At 38.8% G+C, this 20584-nt stretch carries 11 protein-coding genes; 9 read left to right on the forward strand and 2 right to left on the reverse strand.

Going from position 1 to position 20584, the window contains the following annotated elements:
• The first annotated feature begins 25 nt into the window (after positions 1–25).
• The 9 genes from rpoB to ACTJKC_RS06195 all read left to right on the forward strand — a co-directional run bounded on the left by rpoB (position 26) and on the right by ACTJKC_RS06195 (position 18820).
• Positions 26–3829, forward strand: coding sequence for a DNA-directed RNA polymerase subunit beta (gene rpoB / locus ACTJKC_RS06155; RefSeq protein ID WP_344849292.1), 3804 nt, complete (start codon positions 26–28; stop codon positions 3827–3829).
• A 91-nt stretch (positions 3830–3920) separates the two neighbouring features.
• Complete coding sequence (rpoC, locus tag ACTJKC_RS06160; protein WP_440790714.1) at positions 3921–8207, forward strand: DNA-directed RNA polymerase subunit beta'; 4287 nt, start codon at positions 3921–3923, stop codon at positions 8205–8207.
• Positions 8208–8520: 313 nt separating this feature from the next.
• Positions 8521–10254, forward strand: a complete 1734-nt coding sequence (locus ACTJKC_RS06165; RefSeq protein WP_440790715.1) for a glycoside hydrolase domain-containing protein — start codon at positions 8521–8523, stop codon at positions 10252–10254.
• Positions 10255–10296: 42 nt separating this feature from the next.
• On the forward strand, positions 10297–11382 hold the full coding sequence (locus ACTJKC_RS06170; protein ID WP_440790716.1) for an SGNH/GDSL hydrolase family protein: 1086 nt from the start codon (positions 10297–10299) through the stop codon (positions 11380–11382).
• A gap of 2 nt (positions 11383–11384) precedes the next feature.
• Entirely contained in the window at positions 11385–13505 is a 2121-nt protein-coding gene (locus ACTJKC_RS06175) for a family 20 glycosylhydrolase (protein WP_440790717.1), read from the forward strand.
• A 79-nt stretch (positions 13506–13584) separates the two neighbouring features.
• Positions 13585–15816: an alpha-L-fucosidase gene (locus ACTJKC_RS06180; RefSeq protein WP_440790718.1), complete on the forward strand. Its 2232-nt coding sequence runs from the start codon at positions 13585–13587 to the stop codon at positions 15814–15816.
• A gap of 91 nt (positions 15817–15907) precedes the next feature.
• Positions 15908–16219: a DUF3467 domain-containing protein gene (locus tag ACTJKC_RS06185; protein ID WP_344849304.1), complete on the forward strand. Its 312-nt coding sequence runs from the start codon at positions 15908–15910 to the stop codon at positions 16217–16219.
• Positions 16220–16295: 76 nt separating this feature from the next.
• On the forward strand, positions 16296–17519 hold the full coding sequence (locus ACTJKC_RS06190) for an OmpP1/FadL family transporter (RefSeq protein WP_440790719.1): 1224 nt from the start codon (positions 16296–16298) through the stop codon (positions 17517–17519).
• Positions 17520–17530: 11 nt separating this feature from the next.
• On the forward strand, positions 17531–18820 hold the full coding sequence (locus tag ACTJKC_RS06195; protein WP_440790720.1) for a G-D-S-L family lipolytic protein: 1290 nt from the start codon (positions 17531–17533) through the stop codon (positions 18818–18820).
• A gap of 57 nt (positions 18821–18877) precedes the next feature.
• Here ACTJKC_RS06195 and miaA read toward each other — a convergent pair whose 3' ends face one another.
• Both miaA and ACTJKC_RS06205 read right to left on the reverse strand, forming a co-directional pair.
• Positions 18878–19786 carry a tRNA (adenosine(37)-N6)-dimethylallyltransferase MiaA gene (gene miaA, locus ACTJKC_RS06200; RefSeq protein WP_440790721.1) on the reverse strand — a complete coding sequence of 303 codons (909 nt, stop codon included), beginning with the start codon at positions 19784–19786 and terminating at the stop codon, positions 18878–18880.
• A gap of 74 nt (positions 19787–19860) precedes the next feature.
• Positions 19861–20508, reverse strand: coding sequence for an IS1096 element passenger TnpR family protein (locus ACTJKC_RS06205; RefSeq protein WP_344849312.1), 648 nt, complete (start codon positions 20506–20508; stop codon positions 19861–19863).
• Between the last annotated feature and the right edge of the window lie 76 nt (positions 20509–20584).

A 20584-nucleotide genomic window follows, 5' to 3' on the forward strand; every position in this document is an offset into this window, starting at 1 on the left:
TCTTAAACTAAAATCTTTTAGTCCATTGGCAAAGACAGTCGAACAAAGAGTAAATTTTGCAACTAGTAAGCACATTATAGACTATCCGGATTTTCTGGATGTGCAATTGCAATCATTCAGAGAATTTTTCCAGATAGATACCACTTCAGACGATCGCTCGAGCGAAGGTTTGTTTAAAGTGTTTGCTGAAAACTTTCCAATAACAGATTCAAGAAATATCTTCGTATTAGAGTTTCTTGATTATTTTGTTGATCCGCCACGTTACGATATACACGAGTGTATTGAGCGTGGATTAACCTACAATGTTCCATTAAAAGCAAAGCTTAAGCTTTCTTGTAATGATGTAGAACATGAAGATTTTGAAACCATTATTCAGGATGTGTATTTAGGTACTATCCCGTATATGACACCAAAAGGTACGTTTGTTATCAACGGTGCAGAACGTGTTATCGTTTCGCAATTACACCGTTCTCCAGGGGTGTTCTTCGGCCAGAGCCGTCACACCAACGGAACCAAATTGTACTCAGCACGTGTTATTCCTTTCAAAGGTTCATGGATCGAGTTTGCTACAGACGTTAATAACGTGATGTATGCGTATATCGATCGTAAGAAAAAATTCCCGGTTACCACTTTATTACGTGCTATCGGTTACGATTCTGATAAAGATATCTTAGAACTTTTTGATCTTGCCGACGAAGTAAAAGTTAGCAAATCTGGTTTAAAGAAATACATCGGTCGTAAACTGGCTGCAAGGGTATTGAAAAAATGGGTTGAAGATTTTGTTGATGAAGATACTGGTGAGGTAGTTTCTATCGACCGTAATGAAGTGATTCTTGAAAGAGAAACCGTTTTAGAAGACGAACACATCGATATGGTTATTGAGGCTGGCGTAAAAAGCATCATCTTATCAAAAGAAGATGGCGCAAGTCAGGCTGATTATACCATTATATATAATACATTACAGAAAGATACATCGAACTCAGAAAAAGAAGCTGTTGAAAACATCTACCGTGCTTTGCGTAACGCAGAACCACCTGATGAGGAAACCGCACGTGGTATCATTGATCGTTTGTTCTTCTCGGATAAACGTTACGATTTAGGTGATGTTGGTCGTTACCGCATCAACCGTAAATTAAAAATGAATACCCCTGATGAGGTTAAAGTATTAACAAAAGCAGATATTATTGCAATTGTAAAATACCTGATCAAACTGATCAACTCAAAAGAAGAGGTTGATGATATCGATCACTTGTCTAACCGTCGTGTACGTACGGTAGGTGAGCAATTGTACGCACAATTTGGTGTAGGTTTAGCCCGTATGGCCAGAACTATCCGTGAGCGTATGAACATCCGCGATAACGAGGTGTTTACACCAACTGATTTGATTAACGCCCGTACGTTATCATCTGTGATCAACTCGTTCTTTGGTACTAACCAGTTATCTCAGTTTATGGATCAAACAAATCCATTGGCAGAGATCACTCACAAACGCCGTTTATCGGCCTTAGGTCCAGGTGGTTTATCACGTGAGCGTGCCGGTTTCGAGGTACGTGACGTTCACTACACCCACTATGGTCGTTTATGTACCATTGAAACTCCTGAGGGACCGAACATTGGTTTGATTTCATCACTTTGTGTGCATGCAAAAATCAACAATTTAGGTTTCATTGAAACACCGTACAAACGTGTTGAAGAGGGTAAAGTAGTTGTAGATTCAGACGTTATTTATTTATCTGCAGAGGATGAAGATGGTAAAACCATTGCTCAGGCCAACGCAGAGTATGATGATAAAGGTAACTTTACCACACCGCGTGTTAAAGCACGTTATGAGGGTGACTTCCCGATTATTGAGCCTGAGAAATTAGACTTAATGGACGTTGCGCCAAACCAGATTACTTCAATTGCTGCGTCGTTAATTCCGTTCCTGGAACATGATGATGCGAACAGGGCTTTGATGGGATCGAACATGCAACGTCAGGCCGTGCCTTTGTTACGTCCTGAAGCACCGATTGTTGGTACAGGTTTAGAAGGTCGCGTTGCTCGTGACTCAAGAACTTTGATCAATGCAGAAGGTGATGGTATTGTTGAGTATGTAGATGCTAATGAAATCACCATTAAATATGAGCGTAACGAAGATGATCGTTTAGTTTCATTTGAAGGTGACAGCAAAACTTATCGTTTAATTAAGTTCAAAAAAACCAACCAGAATACTTGTATCAACTTGAAACCGATCGTAAGAAAAGGTCAGAAAGTTACTAAAGGACAAGTGCTTTGCGAAGGTTATGCAACTCAAAACGGTGAACTGGCATTAGGTAGAAACCTGAAAGTGGCTTTCATGCCTTGGCAGGGTTTCAACTTTGAGGATGCGATTGTAATCAACGAGCGTATTGTTCGTGACGACGTTTTCACTTCACTGCATATTGAAGAGTTTGAATTAGAAGTACGTGATACTAAACGTGGAGAAGAGGAATTAACACCAGATATCCCTAACGTTTCTGAAGAGGCTACTAAAGACCTTGATGAAAATGGTATTATCCGTATTGGTGCTGATGTAAAAGAAGGTGATATTTTAATTGGTAAGATCACTCCGAAAGGAGAATCTGATCCTTCACCGGAAGAGAAATTACTACGTGCAATCTTTGGTGATAAAGCAGGTGATGTTAAAGATGCGTCTTTAAAAACTCCTCCTTCAATCCAGGGTGTGGTAATTGATACCAAATTATTCAGCCGTGCTAAGAAAACTACAAAAGCTGAAGAAAAATCGGCAATTGAGAAATTAGACAAAGGATATAACAATATCACTGAGAAATTAAAAGCAGAATTAGTAGACAAATTGTTCACTATCGTAAACGGAAAAACATCTCAGGGTGTATTTAACATTTACAAAGAATTATTGGTTGCTAAAGGCGCTAAATTTACACAGAAAATTTTAGCAGAACTTGATTATAACCACATCAGCCCTAACAAATGGACAACTGATGATGATAAAAACGAGTTAATTAAAATGTTGCTTCACAACTACGGTATCCGTGTTAACGAAGAACTTGGAGCTTACAAACGCGATAAATTTGCGATCAGTGTAGGTGATGAGCTTCCATCGGGAATTGTACAGATGGCAAAAGTTTATGTTGCTAAAAAACGTAAATTAAAAGTAGGTGATAAAATGGCAGGTCGCCACGGTAACAAAGGTATTGTTGCACGTATTGTACGTGATGAAGATATGCCTTTCTTAGCTGACGGTAGCCCGGTTGATATCGTGTTGAACCCACTGGGTGTACCTTCACGTATGAACCTTGGTCAGATCTACGAAACCATTTTAGCATGGGCAGGTCAGGAGTTGGGTGTTAAATTTGCAACCCCGATTTTCGATGGTGCTTCTCATGACGAAGTGGAAGAATGGATTGCTAAAGCCGGTGTTCCTGCTTCAGGAAAAACCTACTTATACAATGGTTTAACAGGTGAGCGTTTCGATCAAACTACAACAGTAGGTATTATCTACATGCTGAAACTAGGTCACATGGTTGATGATAAGATGCACGCCCGTTCAATCGGACCATACTCATTAATTACACAACAACCATTGGGTGGTAAAGCCCAGTTTGGTGGTCAGCGTTTTGGAGAGATGGAGGTTTGGGCATTAGAGGCATTCGGTGCAGCTAACATCCTTCAGGAGATCTTAACCGTTAAATCGGATGATGTGATTGGAAGGGCCAAAACTTACGAAGCCATTGTTAAAGGTGAAAACCTGCCAACTCCGGGTGTGCCAGAATCGTTCAACGTATTGGTACATGAGTTACGTGGTTTAGGTTTAGATATTACGTTAGACTAATTGAATGAAAGAATGAGTGAATGATTGAATGATGGGTAACTTTCATTCAATCATTCAATCACTCAATCCTTCGATCATTAAAGAAAGAGATATGTCTTACAAAAAGGATAATAAATTAAAAAGCAATTTCACATCAATCACGATTAGCTTATCGTCTCCGGAAATTATTCTGGAACGTTCAAGCGGTGAGGTGTTGAAACCAGAAACCATTAACTACCGTACTTACAAGCCAGAACGCGATGGTTTGTTCTGTGAGCGTATTTTTGGTCCGGTAAAAGATTACGAATGTCATTGCGGTAAATACAAACGTATCCGTTATAAAGGTATTGTTTGTGATCGTTGTGGTGTTGAAGTAACGGAGAAAAAAGTACGTCGTGAGCGTATGGGACACATTGCTTTAGTGGTTCCTGTGGCGCACATCTGGTACTTCCGCTCTTTACCAAACAAAATCGGTTATTTATTAGGTTTACCTACTAAAAAATTAGATTTAATTATCTATTACGAGCGTTACGTAGTTATCCAATCAGGCTTAATGGCTGAAGAAGGTATCAATTATATGGACTTCTTAACGGAAGAAGAATATTTAGATATCTTAGATAAATTACCTAAAGAAAACCAATATCTGGATGATAAAGATCCTAATAAATTCATCGCCAAAATGGGTGCTGAAGCATTAGAAGATTTATTAAAACGTATTGATTTAGATACTTTATCTTACGATTTACGTCACCAGGCAGCTAACGAAACTTCTCAACAACGTAAAAATGAGGCTTTAAAACGCCTTCAGGTTGTTGAAGCTTTCCGTGGTGCCAATACTCGTATTGAGAATCGCCCTGAGTGGATGATTGTTAAAATCGTTCCGGTTATTCCACCAGAATTACGTCCGTTGGTTCCATTAGAAGGTGGCCGTTTCGCTACTTCCGATTTAAATGATTTATACCGTCGTGTAATTATCCGTAACAACCGTTTAAAACGTTTGATCGAGATTAAAGCACCAGAGGTAATTTTACGTAACGAGAAACGTATGTTGCAGGAAGCTGTAGATTCGTTATTCGATAACTCACGTAAAGTTAACGCGGTAAAAACTGAAGGTAACCGTGCCTTAAAATCACTTTCAGATATTTTGAAAGGTAAACAAGGTCGTTTCCGTCAGAACTTATTAGGTAAACGTGTGGATTATTCAGCTCGTTCGGTAATTGTTGTAGGGCCTAGCCTTAAATTACACGAGTGCGGTATTCCTAAAGATATGGCTGCTGAGCTTTACAAACCATTCATCATTCGTAAAATGATTGAGCGTGGTGTGGTAAAAACAGTTAAATCTGCGAAGAAAATCGTTGATAGAAAAGATCCGTTAGTTTGGGATATCTTAGAAAATGTATTAAAAGGCCACCCGGTATTATTAAACCGTGCACCTACGCTACACAGACTGGGTATTCAGGCTTTCCAGCCAAAATTAATTGAAGGAAAAGCAATCCAGTTACACCCATTAGTTTGTACCGCATTCAACGCCGATTTTGATGGTGACCAGATGGCTGTCCACTTACCACTAGGTAATGCAGCAATTTTGGAAGCCCAGGTATTAATGTTGGCTGCACACAACATCTTAAACCCTGCAAATGGTACGCCAATTACAGTACCATCTCAGGATATGGTTTTGGGTCTTTATTACATTACTAAAGGCCGCAGAACTGATGAAACAAGAATTGTAAAAGGACAGGATTCGAATTTCTATTCTCCGGAAGAAGTAATCATCGCTTATAACGAGAAAGAATTAGATCTTCATGCTTTTATCAAAGTAAGGGTAAACGTTAAGCAAAGTGACGGTTCTATCGTTAATAAATTAACTGAAACTACTGTTGGCAGGGTATTGTTTAACCAGATGGTTCCTGAAGAAGTTGGTTACATCAACGAGTTATTAACTAAAAAATCGTTAAGAGATATTATCGGTGAGGTAGTGAAAATGACTGGTATGGCACGTTCTTCTCAATTCCTGGATGATATCAAAGAATTAGGTTTCCGTATGGCATTCCAGGGAGGTTTATCGTTCAACTTACAAGACGTTAACATTCCGGTTGAGAAACATACTTTACTAGAGCAGGCTGCTAACGAAGTTGAAGAGGTAAGAAACAACTATAACATGGGTTTCATTACCAACAACGAGCGTTACAACCAAATCATCGATATCTGGACACGTATTAATAACAGGTTAACTACATTCGTAATGAACCAGTTATCAAGCGATAACCAGGGTTTCAACTCGGTATATATGATGCTTGACTCCGGAGCACGTGGATCTAAAGAGCAGATTCGTCAGCTTTGCGGTATGCGTGGTTTGATGGCAAAACCTCAAAAATCTGGTTCAGGTGGTGATATTATTGAAAACCCGATCTTATCAAACTTTAAAGAAGGTTTATCGGTATTAGAGTACTTTATCTCTACTCACGGTGCCCGTAAAGGTTTGGCGGATACGGCGTTAAAAACAGCTGATGCGGGTTACTTAACCCGTCGTTTACATGATGTTGCTCAGGATATGATCGTTAACGATAACGATTGCGGTACTTTAAGAGGTATGTACACAACTGCCTTAAAAGATCAGGAAGATATCGTTGAGCCGTTATTTGATAGAATTTTAGGTCGTACTTCGCTACATGATGTTTACAATCCTCTGGATAATACATTATTAGTAGGTGCTGGTGAAGATATTAATGAAGAAGTTGCCAAACTGATCGAAGAATCGCCTTTAGAAGGTATCGAAATTCGTTCAGTATTAACTTGCGAAGCTAAACGTGGTGTTTGTGCATTATGTTATGGCCGTAACCTGGCATCTGGTAAACGTGTTCAAAGAGGTGAGGCAGTTGGTGTAATTGCAGCACAATCAATCGGTGAGCCGGGTACACAGTTAACACTTCGTACTTTCCACGTGGGTGGTACTGCATCGAACATTGCTGCAGAATCAAACATCGTAGCTAAGTTTGATGGTGTTATCGAATTCGAAAATATCCGTACAGTTGATACTCAGACTGAAGAAGGTACAGTACAGGTTGTATTGGGTCGTTCAGGTGAGTTCAAAATTGTTGAGCCAGGTACTGGCAGGGTGATCGTTACGAATAACATTCCTTACGGTGCATTCTTATTCGTTAAAGAAGGCGATAAACTTTCAAAAGGTGATAAAATCTGTTCATGGGATCCGTACAACGCGGTTATTCTTTCAGAATTTGCCGGTAAAGCACAATTTGATGCCATTATTGAAGGTGTTACCTTCCGTGAAGAATCAGATGAGCAAACTGGTCACCGTGAAAAAGTAATTATCGATACACGTGATAAAACGAAAAACCCTTCAGTTCAGATCGTTGATAAAAAAGGTGAATTCATCAAAGGTTATAACATTCCGGTAGGAGCTCACGTTTCAGTTGATGAAGGTGAAACTATCCAAACCGGTCAGATTATCGCTAAAATTCCTCGTGCTACTGGTAAAACCCGGGATATTACGGGTGGTTTACCTCGTGTAACAGAATTATTTGAAGCACGTAACCCATCTAACCCGGCTGTAGTAACTGAGATTGATGGTGTGGTAACTTTAGGTGGCGTTAAACGTGGTAACCGTGAGATCACAATCGAATCGAAAGATGGTGAAGTTAAAAAATACCTTGTTCCATTGTCTAAACACATCCTTGTACAGGATAATGACTTTGTGAAAGCAGGTATGCCTTTATCAGATGGTTCAATTTCTCCTGCTGATATCTTATCAATTAAAGGCCCTGCAGCGGTTCAGGAATACCTGGTAAATGGTATTCAGGAAGTTTACCGTTTACAAGGTGTGAAAATTAACGATAAGCACTTCGAGGTAATTGTTCACCAGATGATGCAGAAAGTTCACATTGAAGATCCGGGTGATACTATTTTCTTAGAAAACAATGCTGTTGACCGTTGGGATTTTGCCGACGAGAATGATGCCATGTACGATAAGAAAGTGGTTGAAGATGCAGGTGATTCAACCGAAATCAAACCAGGTCAGATTGTTTCATTACGTAAATTAAGAGATGAAAATTCTCAGTTAAAACGTAAAGATTTAAAACAGATTACGGTTAGAGATGCAAGACCAGCAACTGCAAGTTCTATCTTACAAGGTATTACACGTGCATCATTAGGTACTAAATCGTTCATTTCTGCGGCTTCGTTCCAGGAAACTACGAAAGTATTGAATGAGGCAGCAATTGCAGGTAAACGCGATAATATGTTAGGCTTGAAAGAAAATGTGATCGTTGGTCACTTAATCCCTTCAGGTACTGGTGTACGTGGTTACGAAAGAATCATCGTTGGTTCTCAGGAAGAATACGATAAATTATTAGCTTCGAAACAAGAAGAAGTAGATGCTTAATATTTAATCTAAATAGTTTAAAACCCCGGCATTTTGTCGGGGTTTTTTTGTTTAAATAGATTTTGTAAATTAATAAATAGTGGAAAGTAAACTCGTGAGTATTAAATTCATGATAAAATAAACTTTTTTTGAATTTGTGTAATAATGAATATCTAAAATATAAACTTCACTTTTAAAAGATTAAATCCCCTCAATATCCGGGCTGACCTTTATTTCTTATCTATCTATTTTGTTACAATTCGTCAAACGTTTGCGTAAGCATAGCTTTTCAATCTCTTAATTTAATTCTGATCGGTTTCATTAACTTAGGTTTATGAAGTTTTTATCAGTGATATTAATGATGGGTTTTGGCTTAACAAGTGCCGCCCAGGATGTAAGTTTAGCCCTCCAGAAACCAAAACTGCCAGACAGAGAGACCATCAACAAACAATGGGAAAATACCACTAAAGCGTTAAATATTAGCTTCGCCAGCAGCAATGTGAGGTTTGCAAAAGAAGTACCTCCGGCGGTTCCAGTTCAAAATAAATGGAATACCTCAGCCTGGAAAGGCGAAAAAATACACGCTCAGCTATTGCTGTGGGCCAACAATAATATTGCCGGGGTAAGTATAGAACCATCCGATCTCAAAGATCAGCAGGGTAACAACATTAAAAAAGAAAATATTACTGCGGGCATTATCAAGTATGTTATTACCGACGAGTTTAGAGATGGCTGTGGTTACCGTAAAGCAGCCGATTTTGATTCATCTTATGTGGCCGACCAAATTGATACAAAAATAAATAACATTGTAATTAATGCCAGAAATACACAGCCGGTTTGGTTGAGTATAAAAATTCCGGTAGCTACCAAAGCCGGTATTTATTCAGGAATAGTCAAAATTAAAGGTGAAAAGGAATATGATCTGCCTGTTCAGATTCAGGTGCTCGATAAAACTTTACCTGCGCCGGCACAATGGAAGTATGACTTAGATTTATGGCAACATCCCGCAGCCATTGCCCGTACGCATCAGGTAAAATTATGGAGCGATGAACATTTTGCCTTAATGAAGCCATATTATACAATGTTGGCCAATGCCGGGCAGAAAACCATTACCGCAAGTATTGTTAACGAACCCTGGGGCCATCAAACTTATGATGATTACCCAAGTTTAATTAAATGGACAAAGAAAAAAGACGGTACCTGGAGCTATGATTACAGCCTGTTTGACAAATATATTGCTTTTGTAATGACTACCGGCATCAATCAGCGCATCAATTGCTATAGCATGGTACCCTGGAAAATTGCCTTTAGCTATTGGGATGAAGCCACCCAAAAAGAAGCAGTATTTACTGAAGCCATCAGTACACCTGCATATGATTCCTTTTGGAAAACAATGTTGACAGATTTTACCAAACATTTAAAATCAAAAAACTGGTTCCAGAAAACCTATATTGCCATGGACGAACGTCCGATGAAAGCCATGCAGGCCGTAATCAAATTATTAAAAAGCGTTGATAAGGATTGGAAATTAGCCCTGGCAGGAGAATATCACCAGGAAATAGAAAAAGACATCGACAATTATTGCATTGCATCTAAATGGGAATTTCCGGCGGATGTATTACAAAAACGCATAGCGGAGGGTAAAACCAGTACCTGGTACACCTGCTGTACAGAACCTTATCCCAATGCTTTCAGTTTCTCTTCGCCCGCAGAGCAGGTGTGGATGGGCTGGTACACTGCCAGCAAAAACATGGATGGTTATTTGCGCTGGGCCTACAACAGCTGGACAAAAAATCCCTTAACCGATACCCGTTTCACTGCCTGGCCTGCAGGCGATACTTACATGGTTTATCCGGGGCCATTAACATCTGTAAGGTTCGAAAAAATGATCGAGGGTGCCCAGGATTTTGAAAAAATTAAGCAATTACAACAATTATATACCAAAAATAAAAATTCAGCAGCACTTGATGAGTTAAACAAAGCACTCGGAAATTTTAGTATAAAATCTTTATCGACCGTTACCGCCGACGAAGTTTTACAGCGCGTAAAACCACTATTAAATCAGTAACAAATGAGAAATGTCTTTTTGTTTGGGCTTATAATTTGTTTAATGTACTGTAAATCAAGTTTTTCGCAAGAAAAAAGCACTTTTAAATGGTTTAACCCTCAAGGCAATGCTTACGCTACATTAAAAGGTAAGGCCTGGCAAAACAGCGATAGCCTTAACTATTATAACCGCTTACCTGTTATGGCCGAAAAAGTAGTGAGGAAAGAAGTTTGGGATTTAGCGAAGAATACTGCTGGCGAGTACCTGGATTTTAATACCAATGCACAACAGATTATAGTAAAATATCAGCTCAATGGAGGGAAAAGTTTAGATAATATGCCAGCTTTAGGCGTAAGCGGCCTCGATTTATATGCGCAGGATATGCAAAATAACTGGCATTGGATAAAAGCAGCATACAGCTTTAGCGACACGGTTACTTATAGTTATGCAAATTTTGATGCGGTAGTAAAAATCAAGAAATTCCGCCTATACCTGCCACTATATAACACGCCAAAATGGTTAAAAATAGGAGTGGGGATAAATGATGAATTTAAGGTAGAAGAAGCCAATGAAAAAAAATCTTTAGTGTTTTATGGTACTTCTATTATGCAGGGGGCTAGTGCAAGCAGACCCGGAATGGCATGGCTGAATATACTAGGCAGGAAATTAAACCTGCCGGTGATCAATTTAGGTTTTTCAGGCAATGGCCGGTTGGAAAACCCGTTGATTGACCTGATGAATGAAACAGATGCCAGGCTCTATGTATTGGATTGCCAGCCTAATCTGTATGATCAAAAGATTTATCCGGCTGCTGAAATTGAGTCACGGATTACCCTTTCTGTGCAAAGTTTAAAAGCAAAACATCCTCATACGCCCGTTTTATTGGTCGAACACAGTTCTGGCTTGACACAGGTTAACCTGGATAGCGAACTAACCCGAAAATACATTCAAACTTCTAAAATCCTGAATCATACTTATCAAAAATTGAAGCAATCAGGAATCAGAAATCTGTATATCCTAACTGCAGAAGAGATTGGTTTTACTGATAACAGCACCATTGATGGCACACATCCAAACGATTTTGGAATGATGCAATACGCCGATGCTTACGAAAAAGTGATCCGGAAAATTTTAGCTTCCGGAAAATAGATATGCAAAGAAATCTATGTTTAGCTGTGTTATTGCTGTTACTTTTCTCATGTACAGTAAAAAAAGCATATCATCAGAAAGCAGTCCGGACAGAAGATTTTAATCAGAAAAGAACTTTTAATGCGCAAAACCGGTCTAAAATACCTGGTGGTGATGCGCATTGGAGCAGTAATCATTCCCTTCAAGAATTGGCTCAGGCATCGGTAGCCCTTATTCCATTTCCACAGCAAGTGGTGTGGCAACCTGGCGTGCTTAAGTTGAATGAAATTGTAATCAAATCTAATAGTAACGCAACTGTTCTGTCAGCTCTAAAACGCCTGTTCATAGCTAATGGCGTCAAACTTTCCAATAGAATCAGTAAAAATAAAGTTCAGGTACACGTAGAAATTGTTAAAATACAAGCACTTAAAAAAGAGGGTTATCAGCTTGTTGTTTCTAAAAAAGGTATCAATATTAAAGCCTTGGATAGTAGCGGGTTATATTATGGCGTGCAAACACTGAGGCAATTAATGCAAAACACAAGTGCAGGCGTAGTTATCCCTTTTTGTGAAATTAGTGATTGGCCTGCCTTTGCTGTTAGAGGATTTATGCATGATAACGGACGTAATTTTCAAAGTATTACCCTGCTAAAAGAGCAACTCGAGCTGCTTTCCCATTATAAATACAATACATTTCAATGGCATTTAACCGATAATCCGGCCTGGAGGATAGAAAGCAAAATTTTTCCGCAGCTTAACGAAGCCAGGTTTAGGCAGGCTAACCGCGATCCGGATAGCAGTTACAGCTTTGCCGATATTAAAGAGTTGATCCGCTTTGCCAAAGAAAAACACATTACCATTATTCCTGAACTGGATATGCCTGGCCATAGTGCTTATTTTGAGCGCGTTTTTGGTTTTAAAATGGAGAGCGAGCAAGGCATGCAGGTTTTAGAAAAATTAATCGATGAATTTTGTAAAGAGATTCCGGCCAGCGATTGTCCGGTTTTGCATATCGGTTCGGATGAAGTACATATTCCAAACCCTGCTGCATTTATCGAAAGGATGAGCAATAGGGTTATGGCTAATGGGCGTAAAGTTATGGTGTGGAACCCTGGTTTGCCACCTGTAAAAGGAAGTATCCAGCAGCTTTGGAGAGAAGAAGCAACAGGACAGGTGGCAAATACTAAAAGAAATCCATTTATTGATTCGTACGGTGGGTACCTGAATTTGTTCGATGCTGTTACTTTAATTCAACGTTATTTTTTTCGGCAGGTTTGTAACCAGGCCAGGGGAGATCAATATGCTTTAGGTGGTATTTTATGTTGCTGGCCAGACACCAGAGTAGCGGATAAGGAAAAAATCTTCCTTCATAACCCTGTCTGGCCTGGTGCATTGACTTATAGCGAAGCGGTTTGGTGTGGAAGACCAGAAGCTAACCCTGATCTTTTAAACGTTTTACCGCTTAAAAATACAACAGCCAACCAATATTTTGCAGAATTCGAAAAGCGTTTAACGGTTCATCAGGCCCGATTTTTTGAAAAATTGCCTTTTCCTTATTTTAATGCTTCGCAAACGGAATGGCAGGTAAGCAAAATTTACTGGAAAGGAAAACCCATTACAACTGATCGGCTGCCTCAAAAAATTGCCGGGAGCGTGATAAGGATAAATCAATCGTTGCTGGCAGATCAGGCTGTTGATAGTTTAACGCGGGTAGACTTCACTTCAAATATCTTTTCTGAACATGATCAAAACATACAAGCTTTAATCGGATTCGAAACCCCGGCACGCTCTAACAGGCAAAGTGCCGGTGTACCTCCAAACGGAAAATGGGATGCTAATGGCGGCGAAATCTTTATCAATAATACGGAATTAAAAGGTCCTGTATGGGAAAATCCCGGTGCAAACCAAAACCTTAAGCCAACCTGGTTTACACAAGCAAATGAAATTCCTTATACCGATGAAGAATTTTTCTGGTCGCGTAAACCCGCAACTATTCAGTTAAAAAAAGGGTGGAATACAGTACTGATAAAAGTGCCCAAACCCATTACCGGCCAAAATTGGATGTTCGCTTTTATTCCTGTTAAGCAAAAGGGAGGAAGATGGATTAGCGATCCAACAGTGGTTTTACAGGCAGAAGAAAAATGATAATTTACCTTAATAAACAGCTAAAATGCTTTATTGGTGGACGTGAATCAGAACGTAATTTTAGGTACAAAACAATTTAATGAGAAAATTAATTTTTACATCGGTATTAATAACTTCATTTATTGCCAATGCAGTGGCGCAGAACAATGATTTAAAATCACAAAACACCATAGCCATTGAGCCTGGCGACAGTAAAGCTACTATTATTGCCAAAGCAAGCCATGTAGTACCAACGCCCAATCAGTTAAGTGCTTTAAAAAATGAATTTATTGCATTTATTCATATTGGTCCTAATACTTTTACCAGGATGGAATGGGGCAATGGAAAAGAAGACCCAAAAATTTTTGATTTAAAGGAACTCCATACCGATCAATGGTGCCAGGCTATGAAATCGGCAGGCATGAAAATGGTCATTATTACCGTAAAACACCACGATGGTTTTGTACTTTGGCAGAGCAGGTACACCAAACATGGAATCATGTCTTCAAACTTTGAAAATGGCAAAGGCGATATCCTGAAAAATCTATCCGCATCCTGTAAAAAATATGGTCTTAAACTAGGTATTTATTTATCTCCCGCAGATTTATACCAGATTGAAAATCCTGAAGGCTTGTATGGCAATTTGAGTAAAGTAACTACCAGAACCATTCCACGCGAAGTAGCAGGCCGCCCGTTTGCAAACCAGACCAAATTTAAGTTTGATGTTGACGATTATAACGAATATTTTTTAAACCAGTTATTTGAAGTATTAACCGAATATGGTCCTGTTGATGAAGTTTGGTTTGATGGTGCACATCCTAAAACCAAAGGTGGCCAGAAATACAATTACCAGGCCTGGAAAAAACTGATTCATACCCTGGCGCCAAAAGCTGTAATTTTTGGCAAAGAAGATATCCGCTGGTGTGGAAACGAAGCCGGGGGAACACGCGAAACAGAATGGAATGTACTGCCTTATAGCGAAAATCCTGATACTGCAGCACATTTTCCGGATTTGACTGATAAAGATTTAGGTAGCAATGATAAACTTTACAAAGCTAAATTTTTGCATTACCAGCAGGCCGAAACCAATACATCAATAAGAGAAGGCTGGTTTTACCGTGATGATGAAAAACAAAAAGTACGCAGTGCCGATGATGTATTTGATATTTTCGAACGCTCGGTAGGAGGGAACTCTACATTTTTACTCAATATTCCGCCAAACCGAAAGGGGAAATTTTCTGATGAAGATGTTAGCGTACTGAAAGAAGTGGGTAAACGAATCAGCGAAACTTATGGTAACAACTTGTTGAGTGGTGCAAGCGGACCAAAAGCAATATTGGATCAGGACATCAATACCTTTCAATTGTTAAGTGATAAACAAAAAAGTATAGAAATAAGCACCGTTAAGCCCATAACAATAAACCGGATTGTTTTACAGGAAGCAATTGCAGCCTATAGCGAAAGGGTAGAGCAGCACCAGGTTGAAGCATGGGTTAATCACAAATGGCAGAAAATTGCTGAAGCAACAAATATTGGCTATAAACGCATTTTACGTTTTCCTGAAATTACCACATCGAAGCTTCGGTTAACCATTTTATCATCGAGGGCGAATCCTGCAATGGCAACCATATCTGCACATTATTATCGCACGCGTCCGCCGCAATTGCAATTTGCAAGGGATATAAACGGTTTAACTATCATTTCGCCAAAAACACACGAATTTGGTTGGAAACCTCACGGAGAAAATGCCACGGCCAACCTGAATAAGGGCATCGAAATTTATTATACCACCGATGGAAGTGTACCTAACGCAAGTTCAAATAAATATTCGGCTCCGGTACAGATTACAAAAGGCGAAATAAAAGCAATTGCCATCACCAATAAAGAAAAAGGACCTTTGGCAACTGAAACATTTGGAATAGTAAAAAAAGACTGGAATTTATTATCCAGCGACGGTGAAAAGGCAAATCATACCGCTGCGATGGCTGTGGATGCTAAAAAAGAGACTTATTGGTTATCAAATGAGGATGGACAGCATCAAATTGCTATTGATTTAGGCAGTACCCACAATTTAACAGGCTTTATTTATACACCGCCTGCCAATTTTGCCGATGGAATGTTAGAAAAGGGCATCTTGCAAACCAGTAATGATGGTAAAAACTGGAAAGATGTTGAAACCTTTGGGTTTGGTAATTTGATTAACGATCCTACACCAAGAACACATTACTTTAAAAATGTAATTGCTGCAAAGTATGTACAATTAAAGGCCGTTACAATTGCAGGCAATAAAAAGACTTTGGCTATTGCTGAACTGGATTTTTTGGAGAAATAAGAAAATGTTATTGTTCAGGTTTAATATTATTTAGCACTTTATATTTTTAATTCCGCCATTAAGCAGCGGAATTTTTTATTTTTGAACTATTATGGAAGAACAACAAAACGAAAATCAGCTAAACATAGAATTATCGGAAGAAATTGCAGAAGGAATTTTTTCTAACCTGGCCATTATTACCCATTCTAATACCGAATTTGTATTGGATTTTATCCGTGTAATGCCCGGAATACCGAAAGCTAAGGTAAAATCGAGGATTATTTTAACACCGGAACATGCAAAGCGCTTATTATCAGCTTTAGAAGACAATATTCAGAAATTTGAAAATGTAAACGGGCGGATTAAGGCACAAGAAGAACCACCTTTCCCAATGGGTTTTGGCGGACCAACGGCCCAGGCCTAAACGCATAAAATTCTTACAAACAAATATTTGCTTACTATGTTAGCATAGTATATATTTGTGATATAACCATTTATAAATGAAAAAAATTTTATTGAGCGTATTACTTTCTGCCCCACTTTGGGTTTTGGGGCAGGGTTTCCAGGTTAATTTACAAGGTCAGAAACAAATTGGTATGGCAGGTGCAGGTTCTGCACTGGCTTTAGATGAGGCTTCTGTATTTTACAATCCCGGTGCAGTAACTTTCTTAGAGAAAAACTCAGTTTCCGCAGGTGTAAACCCATTATTATTTAAATCAGCTTTTAAACAAAGCGGTTCGAATATTACAGAAGATGTAAAAAACAAAATTGCTCCACCATTCGAGTTTTATGCCGTTTGGGGACCAAAATCAAATAAGTGGAAGCTGGGCCTGGGTGTTTATACGCCATTTGGTGGTTTGGTAGATTGGGGCGACAACTGGTCGGGTAAATATGCACTTACCTCATTAAATTTAAAAGCCATTTATTTTCAGCCAACTTTAAGTATTAAAATTACCGATCGTATTGGTATTGGAGCAGGTTTTGTTTATAACCATGGCGATGTAAATCTTCAGAGAGCACTTCCTGTAAACTATCCTGACGGCCGTTCTGGTCATGTTACCTTAGATGGTACCGGAACAGGTTATGGCTGGAATGCAGGTTTATACATTAAAACATTAAGCAACATCTCTTTTGCCATTGTACATAAATCAAAAGTAATTACTAAGTTAGATGGTGGTACAGCAGAATTTGATGTTCCAAAATCTTTAGAAGGATCTTTCCCTCCGGGTAATACCTTTAATGCTGAATTACCTTTACCAGCAACAACCAGCTTAGGTGTAGGTATTCCATTATCGAAAAGTACCGTTTTAGCATTTGATGCAAGTTGGGTTCAATGGCATATTTATAAAGAACTGGCATTCGATTATGCAACAAATACATCAGCTTTGGCTGATACAAGATCGGCGCGTAACTATCGTGATGGTTCATCGTTTAAATTGGGTATTAATCACCAGGCATCAGAGAAATTGGCACTAAGAGCAGGTGTGGGTTATGCTTTTTCTCCGGTTCAGGATGGTTATGTAACACCAGAAGCACCAGATGCTGATCGTTATATTCTAAGTGCTGGTTTAGGTTATACACCAACAAGCCATTTCGAGGTTAACGCTTCATTCTTCTTTGAGGATGTAAAATCGCGTAAGCAGAAAAATATCGAAACTGGCTTGGATGGTACTTTTAAAACTTTGGTTTATGCACCAGGTATTTCGTTAACTTATAAATGGTAGGAGAAATTACAATGAAGAAATATATATTAAATAGTTTCGTAGCTGCTGCCATCCTTTTTACAGCGGCCTGCAAACCAGAAATAGAAACACCAGCAGGTACAACTGCCGGACAAGCTAATTTTAGCAAATACATCGCTGTAGGTAACTCTTTAACTTCGGGCTTTGCTGATGGAGGTTTATACTTAGAGGGACAAAAAGTAGCTTATCCAAATTTACTCGCTGCAAAAATGGCTTCAGTAGGTGGCGGGGCATTTACCTCTCCGTTTTTTACTGATGATCATTCAAATGGTTCAGGTTATATTGCATTAACCGCACTGGTTAACGGTACCCCAACATTAACACAAGTAACTGATAAACTGGCGTATAGAGATGCAGCCAAACATTTAGATAAATACAGCGGCGAAATCCAAAATCTAGGTATTCCAGGTATGCGCGTCGATTTATCTTTCGACCCAACGCTTACTTTTAGTGCAGCCAACCCATATTTTGAGCGTTTACTAACAGATGCTGAAGTAGGCAAAACCAACTATTTTCAGTTTATACAAAAGAGAAACCATACTTTTTTCTCGCTTTGGTTAGGGAATAATGATGTATTGGGTTATGCAACCAATGGTGCTGTTACCATAACTGGTGATCCTACTACTGTATTAACAGATAAAGTAACATTTTCATCATTATATTCTAATTTGTTAAATGCTTTAACAGCGGGTGGTCAGAAAGGTATCGTAGCAACTATTCCTGATGTAACAGCTGTACCATATTTTAATACCGTTAAAGTATCGCTCCTACTTGCTGCTGCCAGAGCCGCTAATCCAGCTGCGCAGGCTGTTTTCATCCAAACCGGAACAGGTGCCGTGAGGGCAGCAACAGACGATGATTTAATCCGTTTACCTTTCCAATCGGCTGGTTTGTTTGGCACAGGTGCTATTCCTTATGGTTTACATCCATTAAACCCGATTGCAAATAACTGGGTATTGGATAAGGATGAAGTAATAAAAGTAAAAGATTATGTGAACAGCTACAACAGCAGCATTAAATCTTTGGCTACAAGTAAAGGTTTAGCCATTGCTGATACCTACACTTATTTTAATCAGGTTAAAACAGGAATCAATCTTCAGGGTGTTGGCATCAACGCAGCATTTATTACAGGTGGTGCATTTTCTTTAGATGGTATCCATTTAACTCCACGTGGAAATGCAGTAATTACGAACGTATTTATCGATGCAATTAATGCAAAATATGGTTCTACCATTCCAACAGTTGATATTACGCAATATAGAGGCGTGAAGTTCCCTAATTAATTCTAATATCTTATTTTTATATAAAGAGGTTTTAACTAACAGTTGAAACCTCTTTTTTTATTTTAATTTTTCATTTATAAGGCCAATAATCTGATCTTTTTCATCAGGCTCAAACCAGTTAATCTCCGCATCTCTTCTAAACCACGTAAGCTGGCGTTTTGCAAAACGGCGGGTATTTTGTTTAATGGCAGCTATGGCTTCCTCTAAGGATAATTTCCCATCAAAATAATCGAAAATTTCGCTATAGCCTACCGTATTTAATGCATTATACTGTTTAAATGGTGTTAACGATTTAACTTCTTCCAATAATCCGTCTGCAATCATTTGATCAACTCTTTGATTAATCCTGTTGTATAAAACAGTTCTATCCGTATTTAGTCCGATTTTGATAATGTTAAATGGACGTTCCTTTTTGGTAGCCGATAACATGGATGAAAGTTTTTGCCCAGTTGATAAGAAAACTTCCAGGCCTCTGATCATTCTTTGTGGATTTTGCTGGTCTACTTTTGCAAAATATTCAGGATCTGATTCAGCCAGCTGATTCTGTATAACAGCTAAACCTTCTTCTTCAAATTGTCTGTTTAATTTTTCCCTGATGGATAAATCAATATCGGGCATTTCATCCAAACCATTTAGCAGGGCATTTACATACAGGCCCGATCCTCCAACCATAATGGCTACATCATGCTTTTGAAAGATCTCGTCGAGGATTTTTAAGCCTTCCACCTCAAAATCGCCAGTACTAAACAATTGCGATACTGAGTGTGAATCAATAAAATGATGTTTTGCTGCTGCTAATTCATCAGCATCAGGCTTTGCCGTACCTATGGCCATTTCCTTAAAAAACTGTCGCGAGTCTGCAGAGATAATCTCTGTGGCAAAGTGCCGGGCAATCTGAATAGCCAAAGCCGTTTTGCCTATTGCGGTGGGGCCAACAATAGAAATTAAGGTTTTTTTATGGAGCATAGCGGTATTCGTATAAAATAAAAGCTGTCAATTTTGATTTGACAGCTTTTTGAAAATTAAAATATTATTTCTGATTAATAGTCGTCTTTGTGGCTATCATCTTCAAAGTTATCATTATCCGAAAATTCATCTCCAAACTCATCTTCTTCACTTTCTTCGTCTTCATCCCGTTCTTCCTCATTGATGCCCATTTCGCCCATGGCTTCCAGTTCATCTGTATCTTCGGGAACAAAATTCATTTCATTTAAGAAATCAAATTCGCTTGCAGTTGCTGCAGCACCTCGTGGATCAACAGCCGTTGGACTATTTTGCTCCATAATTTTCGGAGCTTCGCCACTGCTTTTAGCTAAAAACGGATATTCGATATTGGGATCGGCATCCAGAATGATTTTTACCAGTTCTACATGGAAATCATAAGGACGGTCGAAATTATAAATGTAATAGAATTTTTGATGCGGATCTTCAATAAAGCCACTTAATTTAGAGTTTTCCATTAAAACTACACGGTCTTTCTTACGTTCGCTTGGTAAATAAGCAATCTCATCACCTTTTAACCAGTTATCGGTGCTTACGTAAAAAGACGAAGATTTTTCGGCATTATAACCTGTAGATCGGTGAATAGCCTTGTGCAGGTCTTCAAATGTTTGGTTTGATTTAATGTCGATCTCTCTCACAACATCATCAAAATCTTCGAAAGTAATTCTAAATTTATAAATAGCCATTATTGTATTTTGGAACCGTAAAAATAAAGTTAATTTATAATTACCACAAACATCAAATGCCATAAAAGGCATCCTG

This window comes from Pedobacter sp. 22226 (genome assembly GCF_052045455.1).
In the GTDB taxonomy this organism is placed as follows: Bacteria; Bacteroidota; Bacteroidia; order Sphingobacteriales; family Sphingobacteriaceae; genus Pedobacter; species Pedobacter jeongneungensis.

Bases quoted from the DNA above. Each gene is read 5' to 3' on its own strand.
- rpoC (WP_440790714.1), top strand. From the start codon at position 3,921: ATGTCTTACAAAAAGGATAATAAATTAAAAAGCAATTTCACATCAATC.
- ACTJKC_RS06165 (WP_440790715.1), top strand. From the start codon at position 8,521: ATGAAGTTTTTATCAGTGATATTAATGATGGGTTTTGGCTTAACAAGT.
- ACTJKC_RS06170 (WP_440790716.1), top strand. From the start codon at position 10,297: ATGTACTGTAAATCAAGTTTTTCGCAAGAAAAAAGCACTTTTAAATGG.
- ACTJKC_RS06175 (WP_440790717.1), top strand. From the start codon at position 11,385: ATGCAAAGAAATCTATGTTTAGCTGTGTTATTGCTGTTACTTTTCTCA.
- ACTJKC_RS06180 (WP_440790718.1), top strand. From the start codon at position 13,585: ATGAGAAAATTAATTTTTACATCGGTATTAATAACTTCATTTATTGCC.
- ACTJKC_RS06185 (WP_344849304.1), top strand. From the start codon at position 15,908: ATGGAAGAACAACAAAACGAAAATCAGCTAAACATAGAATTATCGGAA.
- ACTJKC_RS06190 (WP_440790719.1), top strand. From the start codon at position 16,296: ATGAAAAAAATTTTATTGAGCGTATTACTTTCTGCCCCACTTTGGGTT.
- ACTJKC_RS06195 (WP_440790720.1), top strand. From the start codon at position 17,531: ATGAAGAAATATATATTAAATAGTTTCGTAGCTGCTGCCATCCTTTTT.
- miaA (WP_440790721.1), bottom strand. From the start codon at position 19,786: ATGCTCCATAAAAAAACCTTAATTTCTATTGTTGGCCCCACCGCAATA.
- ACTJKC_RS06205 (WP_344849312.1), bottom strand. From the start codon at position 20,508: ATGGCTATTTATAAATTTAGAATTACTTTCGAAGATTTTGATGATGTT.